Consider the following 10,190-nt stretch of genomic DNA (forward strand, 5'->3'; position numbering starts at 1 on the left):
TCGAGCAACGCGCACTAAATTGAGCGCGCGTTTCTGTTAATCCTTAATGTTCACGAGTCGCGCGGAATTTCACCTCAGGTGAACGCTCCTGCGCCAAGTTCAAATTCACCATGGTGGGTGCGATATACGCAAGATTATCGCCCCCATCCAGCGCAAGGTTGCTCTGGTTTTTACGTTTGAACTCTTCAAACTTCTTCACATCGTCACACTCAACCCAACGCGCGGTCGCAACGTTAACGCCTTCATAGATGGCTTCAACGTTGTATTCCGATTTCAGACGCGATACCACCACATCAAACTGCAGTACCCCCACCGCACCCACGATGAGGTCGTTGTTTTGGAGCGGACGGAAAACCTGCACCGCCCCCTCTTCCGAAAGCTGTACTAAGCCTTTCAGCAGTTGCTTTTGCTTGAGTGGGTCACGCAGACGAATACGGCGGAACAGTTCAGGCGCGAAGTTCGGAATACCAGTAAATTTCAGCGTTTCACCTTGGGTAAAAGTATCGCCAATCTGGATCGTGCCGTGGTTATGCAGGCCGATAATATCGCCAGCAAATGCCTCTTCTGCGCGTGCACGGTCGCCCGCCATAAAGGTTACCGCATCAGAAATATTAACCTGCTTACCAAGGCGCACATGGTTCATCTTCATGCCTTGCTTGTAGGTGCCCGATACAATACGCACGAAAGCAATCCGGTCGCGGTGTTTAGGATCCATGTTGGCTTGAATTTTAAACACGAAGCCAGTGAATTTCTCTTCGCTCGCCTCAACCACACGCTCAGCCGCCTGACGAGGCATAGGTGATGGTGCCCATTGGGTCAGGCCGTCCAGCATATGGTCAACCCCAAAGTTACCCAGTGCTGTACCAAAGAATACCGGAGTCAGTTCGCCTTGCAGGAACAACTCACGATCAAACTCATGTGACGCGCCGAGTACCAATTCTAACTCTTCACGCAGCTGCGCCGCTAAATCAGCACCGACTGCTTGATCCAGCTCAGGGTTATCCAAACCTTTGATAATGCGTTCTTCTTGGATGGTGTGGCCTTGGCCTGAAGTGTACAAAATGGTTTCATCACGATGAATGTGGTAAACACCTTTAAACTCTTTACCACAACCGATTGGCCATGTGATCGGCGAACAAGCAATTTTCAGCTCATTTTCCACTTCATCCATCAACTCCATCGGGTCACGGATTTCACGGTCAAGTTTGTTCATGAAGGTCACGATCGGCGTATCACGCAGACGGGTCACTTCCATCAACTTACGGGTACGATCTTCAACCCCTTTCGCCGCATCAATCACCATCAAACAAGAGTCAACTGCGGTCAGGGTACGATAAGTATCTTCCGAGAAGTCTTCGTGTCCCGGAGTATCCAAAAGGTTCACCAGACAATCGCCGTACGGGAATTGCATAACAGAAGTGGTCACCGAAATACCACGCTCTTTTTCCATTTCCATCCAGTCGGATTTTGCATGCTGATTTGAGCCACGGCCTTTTACCGTGCCGGCTACTTGGATCGCACGTCCGAAAAGCAGGACTTTTTCAGTAATCGTGGTTTTACCCGCGTCAGGGTGCGAGATGATCGCGAAAGTACGGCGCTTTGATACTTCGCCGAAATAGGGTGTAGTTGACATCAACAAGTTCTCTTTGTGCTCAATCAGCCCAACATAAGCTAGCGAGCGTTTCGGTTCAAATTTGCGCGGTATTCTCCCCTATCTTGGCGCAGGGAGCAACTTCACTGTATTCAATGAGTGAATTCATATTTTCTCATGGCAGTTTTAATTAATTTATCAATAAATTTGGACTATAACTGTAGAGAGTAGAAAAAAATGAAGTCGGGCCTATGACCAAATTTCGCAAGATTCATTCTTTGGCCTTTAAGCAAGCCAAAAGCGTGTTTTTAGTCTCTGTACTGTTGGGACTCTGTTTTAGTTTTTACCACACCTTGTCCGATCTGCACCAAGAGCAGAGCAAGGTGCAGGAGCACTATAACTTTAAATTGGTGCAGAGTTATGAAAACGCCAGTCAGGCGGCTTACCATCTTAATAATCTACTCGCCGAGCAAGTTGCCACCACCTTGATGCTCGACCCTGGCATCTTCAAAGTGGAGATTGTGGATGACTTTGGCGATGTGATGACCCGTAAAGAAAAAGCAATCAGTGAACAGAGTCAATTAGTCAGTGTACTCGCCAGTTATCTTACCCCTGCGGTTTCCGTGTTTAGTGCCGAGCTGCATCAGCCTAACTCCAACGTGGTGGTCGGCAAACTGAGCTTCTATATCGATGGCTCGTCAATAGCCAAAGTGTTCATCGCCAAAACCACTCGCGTACTGCTCTTCGACCTATTACGAAATACGCTATTGACGACCATTTTACTGCTGTTTTTCTACCAAAAGCTCTCTCGCCCAATCACCATGCTGATCACTTGGGTTAACTCACTCAATGACACACAGCGCTCACCTCTGCCTCTTCGTCTTACTCATGACGATGAACTCAGTGAGCTCGCGTCGACGTTTCAATCGATGTGGAAAGGCAAAGAGCTGGCAGAATCGAAACTCAATCAATTGGCTTATTATGACAGCCTCACAGGCCTCGCCAATCGCAGTTTGTTGCTGCAAAAATTGAGTGATGCGATTGAAACTGCGCAAAATTCACACAGTACTGGCGTACTGTTCTATCTCGACCTGGATCGCTTTAAAACCATTAATGACTCACTCGGTCATACCATCGGTGACCAGTTGATTAAAGCCGTGGCGCTGCGTATGGAGGCATGGACTAAAAACGACTACCTGTCAGCACGAATTGGTGGCGATGAGTTCGCAGTGCTGATCCCTTATCTCTCGCCTGCGAAAGCTGAGGAAGTGGCTAAACAGCTACTCACTCTGATTTCCAACCCTTATGCGGTGGACGATCACCAGTTCTACTGTACCGTGAGTATCGGGATTTCGGTTTTCCCTTCCGTAGGGAGCAGTAATATTGATGTATTACGTCAAGCGGATACTGCACTGTATCGCGCCAAAGCCAGTGGGCGTAACAAGTTCATGTTCTATGAGCCGGAAATGCAGGCGCAGGTGGAGTCTTTCCTTGAAATTGAAAAAGGCTTGCATGAAGCGCTCAATCAGCGCCAACTCGAGCTTTTCTACCAACCTCAGGTCGACGAGCAGCACAACATTATTGGTGTCGAAGCGCTGATCCGCTGGAACCATCCTAAACGAGGGTTGTTGCCTCCCGGTGTTTTTATGCCGATCGCAGAAGAAACAGGACAAATTTTACCGATAGGCAACTGGATCATTGAGCAAGCGTGTTATCAATATGCCCAGTGGAAAAAACAAGGCATTTTACCGCCCCATTTTCGCCGTTTGGCGATCAATATCAGCCCACTACAGTTTGCCCAGGAGTCTTTTATTGAGCAGGTGAACCACGCTTTACGCCAAGCAGGGATCACGGGGGAGCCGATAGAATTAGAGATAACTGAAAGCTTACTGCTGGAAAACGTTGAGAGCGCCATAGAAAAAATGGCCAAGTTGAAAGAGAGCCAAATCAGTATTTCGATTGATGACTTTGGAACAGGCTACTCTTCGCTGCGTTACCTCAAGCATCTTGCGGTCGATGTGCTGAAAATTGACCGCTCGTTTGTCAATCAACTGCACCTTGATGATAACGATCAAGCGATCGTCGACACCATCTTAGCGATTGCCAGAAAACTGAATTTAGAAGTGATTGCCGAAGGGGTGGAAGACACCTCAGAGCTGGCCGCACTCAAAAAACTGGGGTGTAACCAATTCCAAGGCTACCTGTTTGATAAACCGCTGCGAGCCGAAGAGATTGCGCAGCGTTTTGTCAGCAACAGTTATCGCAAAATTCAAACCTTACCCGTTGCGACAAACAGTTTACAAAAATAGGTAGCTCATGATGATCGCATCTTCACTCTTACCCTTTGCGACGGGGTAATAGTTAACACGGCGATCGATTTCATTAAACCCCGCTTGCTGATACAGCGTAAAAGCTCGCTGATTACTTTCGCGCACTTCTAGCCATGCGCTTTCTGCTTTTTGCTGTTCACACAACGCAATAAAGTGCTGCAAAAGCTGCTGACCATAACCTTTGCCTTGCTGCGCCGGATCAATCGCAATATTCAATAAGGTCACTTCGCCAACAATATTCTGGGCATAGAAATACCCCACAACCTGTTGATCCACCAACATGACTTGATGGCATGCTCCACGGCTAGTTAAATCACGCACTAAGGACTCCGCCCAGGGATGGGAATGCGCCGCACATTCAATGCGCCAAACAGCATCCAGATGGGTCGGTTGCATTGCAGTAAAAACAGTCGTCATGATGCGATTCCTTGATGAGCGCAAATTTGCTGCCACAACGCGCGGCGGTATTGAGTATTGCCATCAATGTCACTCAACCGCGGCGAATGCAGCTGTTTTTGAGCCTGATGAGATAAAGGATCGCAGCCCGCAAACCAGATCCACTCAAGTTCACTATAGGCAAGTTGACTGAGCTGAATCGGTGCGATGTAGCGCACCATCGACAGCTCAAGCTGAAAGCTTTTGAGAATTCTCTCCAGCAACAGAATTTCCGCACCTTGTGGCGGTTGATTGGCCACCAACAAGAGTCGGCAATCGTGATCCAGCGTTTGTGTGCGCGGCTGAAATCCGGCCAAACGCTCTGGATGGATCAATTCCCATTGTTGAATGTCCATCGCGGACAAATAGTGTGAAGAAGAAAGCATGGTGTTACTCGCAGCCTATCTGAGCGGCAATGCTAACAAACTGGTGATAGACGACTCAAGGACTAGAGAGAAAAAGGAGCAGAAAGGCTCCTTTTCAGTATGGATTGGATTTATAAAGCCGCAAACTCTTGGCTGTATTCAATCACTCCACATCGACCATCTAACTCACGCTCCCATAGTGCCACCACTTGAAATGCTCCTTGCGGTACATCCCAAGCACAACGCAGCGAATAACGCGCGGCATCTTCAAAGCCAAAACGTGAGTAGTAGGCCGGATCGCCAAGCACCACACAAGCAGGATAGCCAAGCTCCCCAAGCGAGCTTAACCCTTCTTTGACTAACTCGGCACCAATGCCTTGGCGACGGTATTCTTCTTTTACCGCGAGAGGTGCAAGACCTTGCCAGTTGAGATCCTCGCCTTCTAACGTGACAGGACTGAACATCACATGCCCAACAATCTCACCTTCATCATCGCAAGCCACCAGTGACAAAGTGCGCTGGCCATTTTCACGCAGCGCCATCACTAAATCCGCCTCTGCCTCAGTAGCAAAGACGTTTTTCAACAGTTGATCGACCACCAAAATATCAGCAGGCGCTTCAGTTCGAATAAGCATTAATAACCTCGTGGGATGAATTCGGCGTTTGCATCCCTTTATGCACAAAATCGGCCAGTTGGTGAAGCAAAATCTGTAACGCTTTCGGCAATTGTTGTAGATCCACGCTATCCATCAGGTTTTTCACTTCCAAACCGAGTTCGGTATCCCCTTCAATGGAGAGTCGACGCTGGAAGAACAGCGTATCTGGATCTTCCTTACGTCCGGCGATTAAAACCAAATCATTCAGATTTCCGCTAAAACTCACATCTTCAGCGACGGGTTTATCTGCGACGACTAACTTGTCGTTTTGGTAACTGATAAACCAGCGCAATTCCATGTCTTTTACTTCGACTTTCAGCCATTTATCTTCGAGGAATTCGAAGTCTCCGTCCTGTAAGGCTTCGCGGAATACTAAACCCATTGCATCAAGCAAGGCTTTTTTTTGAACGTTTTGGGGCAATAAGTGGATTGGAGATCGCAAAATTGAAGCAGCGTTCTGAACCAGTTGAGTGCGAATCTTGTTTAACACGAGCGTTATCCGTTACCTTGTTAGTCAATCTGCGCCCATCATACTGGATGTCAGCACCTGGATTCCTGTTATGTATCAAAAAATAACTTCAGGCCAAGATCCTTTTCTACTGTGGAAATCACAGTTATAGTTAATCATGTTACCGAATTGGTAACGCTATACCCCAACGACATACGCTGTTAAAGGGGATATTATAAACGTCGTCGCGCACGGACAGTTGGTAGTATTTTAAATGCCTGCTCAAACCTCATCTCAGCTCAAGCATTGGTTTGCAAAAATTACGTCACACAGTCCGTTCTTTTTTGCAATCCTCAATGATCAACACCAATACGTGATGGTCAACGAGCGCTATTGTGATATCGCCGGTCTCTCTAGCGAAGAGATGGTCGGGATGAGCGATAGTCAGGTTCTGGGCGAACATTTTTATCGCCATCTCAAACCGTTTTACGAACGTGCGTTTAACAACGAGCATATTGAGTCCGAGCTGACCCTCAGCGAAATCGACCTCGAAACCAGCTTACACTTTTCTCTCTCCCCCATCATGATCAACGATCGGGTGCAATACCTCGTATTCCACGCGATTGATACCTCAGAAAAGCAGATTTTAGTGCGCTCTCTGGAAGAATCAGAAAGCAAATACGCACTCCTCACGACACTGCTGCCTGATGGTTTAATGATGGTGGAAAATGACTGCATTATTTCTGCCAACCCTTCCGCTGCACGTTTACTTGGTTTTGACGACGCACAAAAACTGCTCGGAGAAAATCTCTCCAGACTGTTTATTGATGAAAAGACCAAAACCGTTTTTTCATCTCAGTTGGCTTCGCTGCTGACAGAAAAACCCTTGGTGTGCTTGACCGGGCCAAGGTGTGGGTTTGAACGGAAAATCCAGTTACACGCAGGTTGCACCTCTTTACTCGGTAATCAATCGCAGTTGATCTTATTGCAAGATGCCGATGAAGCCCCAAAACAGTTTTCTGCGACCACTCAAGTCGATGCGCATATCGATAGCCTCACTGGACTGTATAACCGACACGGGTTTACCAAGCGCTTAGAACAGTGCATCCAAAATGAGACGCCTTTGGTAATGCTCTATCTGGACATTGATAACTTCAAAAACATCAATGACTCTCTCGGCCATCACATCGGTGACAAAGTGATTAAAGAGGTGGCGGCGCGTTTAAAACGCTTACTGCCACAGCAAGCCGTACTTGGCCATTTGGGCGGCGATGAGTTTGGTTTGATCTTGCCGGAGCCAGAACACAACCGCTCAGCAGAAATGTTGGCCGATCGCATTATCTCTTTGATTAATCAGCCTTTTGACCTGCACCATTTCAGTAAGCGTTTAGCTTGCTCGATTGGTAGCGTGCGTTATCCCGGTGACGGCAATGATGCTCGCGTATTACTGCAAAATGCCGATACCGCGATGTATGAGGCTAAAGAGCGCGGTCGCAATCGCCTGATCAAATTCAATGATCAGATGAACAAAGAAGCGCGGATGCGCCTTTGGTTGGAAATTGAACTGCAAAAAGCGCTACAACAAAACGGCCTAGAAGTGTGGTACCAACCAAAAGTCAATGCGCGTGATTTTAGCATCAATGGCGCAGAAGCCTTGGTACGCTGGAAACATCCCGTTGAAGGCTATATCAGCCCAGGCGCCTTTATTCCCGTTGCGGAAAAAGCCGGCTTAATCGAACATTTGGGTCGCGTGGTTATGCGTGAAGTCTTCGCGACCGTCAAACGCTGGAAGCTGCAAGGCATTTTACCCGGACGTGTGGCGATCAACATCTCCCCCGAGCAGTTTGGCAATCCTCAACTGATTGATTATTTAGAAAAACTACTGCGAACAACCGGGCTAGATCCCAATAACATCACATTTGAACTGACCGAAAGTGCGGTGATGAGCGATAGTGAACATACCCAGCAAATGCTCAATGCCATCAAGAAACTCGGCTTCACCTTGTCGATTGATGACTTCGGTACAGGTTACTCGTCGCTGGCTTACTTAGCCCGCTTCCCGATCGATGAGCTCAAAATCGACCGCGCGTTTATCAGTAATATCGACACCCTACCCAAACAGCTCACGGTGATTGAAAACATCATTAATTTGGGGCGCTCACTGAACCTGACCGTGGTTGCAGAAGGGGTAGAAACTCAGCAACAAGCCACTTTACTCTCCAACCTAAATTGCCACTCCATCCAAGGCTTCCATTTTTATCGCCCACAACCTAAGCACGAAGTGGAAGAGTTGTTTGCGCAAAATCGCCGCCATCGCAAATCCCTCTAAGGGGTTAATTTAACTCTGATTGGTAGAAACCTGCCTTACATCAAATCGGGGAGACTCAATCCTTCCTAAAATGCGTTCACTATTCCCTGAATTCAGAGCCTTACGCTATGGAACTTCTCTGTCCGGCCGGAAATTTGCCGGCCCTGAAAACAGCGATTGATTGTGGTGCCGATGCGGTTTATATCGGTTTCAAAGATGATACCAACGCTCGCCACTTTGCCGGCCTTAATTTTAGCGGCAAAAAGCTCGAAAAAGCGGTGGATTACGTACACGACCACCATAAAAAAATTCATATTGCACTCAATACCTTCGCCCACCCTAATGGCTTCGAGCGCTGGACTAATGCGGTAGATCAAGCGGCCGATCTCGGGGTTGATGCCTTGATCATTGCCGATATTGCCGTGCTGGAGTATGCGGCGCGCCACTACCCACACCTTGAACTGCACCTTTCCGTGCAAGCATCAGCCACCAACGTGAAAGCCGTTGAATTTTATCATCAGAATTTTAACGTCAAACGTGTCGTTCTGCCGCGCGTGCTTTCCATTCATCAGGTGAAGCAGCTTTCGCGTAATATTCCACAAGGTGTCGAGCTGGAAGTGTTCGCTTTTGGCAGCTTGTGCATCATGTCGGAAGGCCGCTGTTATCTCTCCTCTTACATGACGGGTGAGTCGCCTAATACGGTTGGAGCTTGCTCTCCCGCCAAATATGTACGCTGGCAAGAGACAGAATCAGGGCTTGAATCTCGCTTGAACGAAATTTTGATTGATAAGTATGCGGCGGGGGAAAATGCAGGTTATCCAACCCTGTGTAAAGGGCGCTTCATCACGGATATTGAAGGTGAACGAAAGTGCTATCACGCTCTTGAAGAGCCAACCAGTTTAAATACCTTGTCACTGCTGCCAGAGCTGTTTGCCGCCAATGTGGCTTCAGTAAAAATTGAGGGGCGTCAACGAAGCCCTGCATATGTCGAACAAGTCACCCGCACTTGGCGTGCCGCGATTGATCGCTACTTAGCCAATCCTGCGCAATACCATGTCGAACCCAAATGGAATGCGGCACTGGCCAATGTCTCAGAAGGTACCCAAACCACACTCGGTGCCTATCACCGTCAATGGCAATAAGGGCAACGATCATGAAATATGCTTTAGGTCCACTACTCTATTTCTGGCCAAAACAGGACGTTGAAAGTTTCTATACTCAAGCCGCCGCCAGCATGGCGGATGTCATTTATCTTGGTGAAACCGTCTGCTCGAAGCGCCGTGAAATGAAACCACAACACTGGTTTGAGATTGCCAAATCCCTCTCTGCTGCTGGCAAACAAGTGGTGCTTTCTACTATGGCACTGCTTGAAGCGCCAAGTGAAATCAATGTGATGAAGAAGTACATCGATAACGGTGACTTCGCGATTGAAGCCAATGATGTTTCCGCTATTCAGATGGCGCACGAAAAAGGCCTTCCTTTTATCGTCGGGCCGGCCGTCAATACCTATAACGCACACACTCTCAAGCTGTTTTTAAAACAAGGCATGATCCGTTGGTGTATGCCAGTTGAGCTGTCACGAGACTGGCTAATCAACACCTTACAGCAGTGTGATGAGCTCAATATTCGCGGACAATTTGAAGTAGAAGTGTTTAGCCACGGCTATTTACCACTGGCTTATTCAGCGCGCTGCTTTACCGCTCGCGCCGAAAACCGCGCTAAAGACGAATGTGAGACCTACTGTATTCGCTACCCGACGGGCATTCAAGTCGCGAGCCAAGAGGGGCAATCGGTATTTAACCTCAATGGTATTCAAACCCAATCGGGTTACTGCTACAACTTGGTCAACGATTTACCAAGTATGGCCGGATTGGTCGATGTGGTGCGTTTAAGCCCACTCGGCGTTGAGACGTTCCAACATCTTGAGCAATTCAAAGCCAATGAACAAGGGCTGAAGCCGCAGCCGATTACCAGCCATCAGTGCAACGGTTACTGGCATCAATTAGCTGGTTTGGCCGTTAAAAATAGCTAAGGTTTACCAAAGGGTTGCTCATCGG

At 48.0% G+C, this 10,190-nt stretch carries 9 protein-coding genes; 4 read left to right on the forward strand and 5 right to left on the reverse strand.

What is annotated here, in order from left to right; translation table 11 throughout:
- Window positions 1-43: 43 nt before the first annotated feature.
- Complete coding sequence (gene prfC, locus GOU96_RS05535; RefSeq protein ID WP_000108381.1) at window positions 44-1,633, reverse strand: peptide chain release factor 3; 1,590 nt, start codon at window positions 1,631-1,633, stop codon at window positions 44-46.
- A gap of 209 nt (window positions 1,634-1,842) precedes the next feature.
- Here prfC and GOU96_RS05540 point away from each other — a divergent pair, with 209 nt between their 5' ends.
- Window positions 1,843-3,900, forward strand: a complete 2,058-nt coding sequence (locus GOU96_RS05540) for a putative bifunctional diguanylate cyclase/phosphodiesterase (protein ID WP_000160067.1) — start codon at window positions 1,843-1,845, stop codon at window positions 3,898-3,900.
- On the opposite strand, the gene rimI is transcribed toward GOU96_RS05540, so the two are convergent.
- The 4 genes from rimI to ubiT all read right to left on the reverse strand — a co-directional run bounded on the left by rimI (window position 3,889) and on the right by ubiT (window position 5,867).
- Window positions 3,889-4,338, reverse strand: a complete 450-nt coding sequence (rimI, locus tag GOU96_RS05545) for a ribosomal protein S18-alanine N-acetyltransferase (RefSeq protein WP_230662646.1) — start codon at window positions 4,336-4,338, stop codon at window positions 3,889-3,891. The two genes, GOU96_RS05540 and rimI, sit on opposite strands and share 12 nt — an antisense overlap.
- Window positions 4,335-4,742 (reverse strand): DNA polymerase III subunit psi, encoded by a 408-nt coding sequence (locus GOU96_RS05550; RefSeq protein WP_000953211.1) that lies wholly within the window; start codon window positions 4,740-4,742, stop codon window positions 4,335-4,337. Before GOU96_RS05550 ends, rimI begins: the two co-directional genes overlap by 4 nt.
- A 110-nt stretch (window positions 4,743-4,852) precedes the next feature.
- A complete protein-coding gene (locus GOU96_RS05555; RefSeq protein WP_000908540.1) occupies window positions 4,853-5,356 on the reverse strand; it encodes a GNAT family N-acetyltransferase in 504 nt (167 codons plus the stop codon).
- Window positions 5,340-5,867, reverse strand: coding sequence for a ubiquinone anaerobic biosynthesis accessory factor UbiT (gene ubiT, locus GOU96_RS05560; RefSeq protein ID WP_000932672.1), 528 nt, complete (start codon window positions 5,865-5,867; stop codon window positions 5,340-5,342). Before ubiT ends, GOU96_RS05555 begins: the two co-directional genes overlap by 17 nt.
- A 232-nt stretch (window positions 5,868-6,099) precedes the next feature.
- Between ubiT and GOU96_RS05565 the strand changes: the two genes are divergently transcribed.
- From GOU96_RS05565 to GOU96_RS05575, 3 genes are all read left to right on the forward strand, one after another.
- On the forward strand, window positions 6,100-8,154 hold the full coding sequence (locus GOU96_RS05565; RefSeq protein WP_001111411.1) for a bifunctional diguanylate cyclase/phosphodiesterase: 2,055 nt from the start codon (window positions 6,100-6,102) through the stop codon (window positions 8,152-8,154).
- 107 nt (window positions 8,155-8,261) lie between these two features.
- Window positions 8,262-9,275 (forward strand): ubiquinone anaerobic biosynthesis protein UbiU, encoded by a 1,014-nt coding sequence (gene ubiU / locus GOU96_RS05570; RefSeq protein WP_000421320.1) that lies wholly within the window; start codon window positions 8,262-8,264, stop codon window positions 9,273-9,275.
- Between the two features lie 11 nt (window positions 9,276-9,286).
- Window positions 9,287-10,165, forward strand: coding sequence for a U32 family peptidase (locus tag GOU96_RS05575; protein ID WP_267781464.1), 879 nt, complete (start codon window positions 9,287-9,289; stop codon window positions 10,163-10,165).
- Window positions 10,166-10,190 lie beyond the last annotated feature (25 nt).

Source organism: Vibrio sp. R-1 (assembly GCF_035615595.1).
GTDB classification, from domain to species: Bacteria; Pseudomonadota; Gammaproteobacteria; order Enterobacterales; family Vibrionaceae; genus Vibrio; species Vibrio cholerae.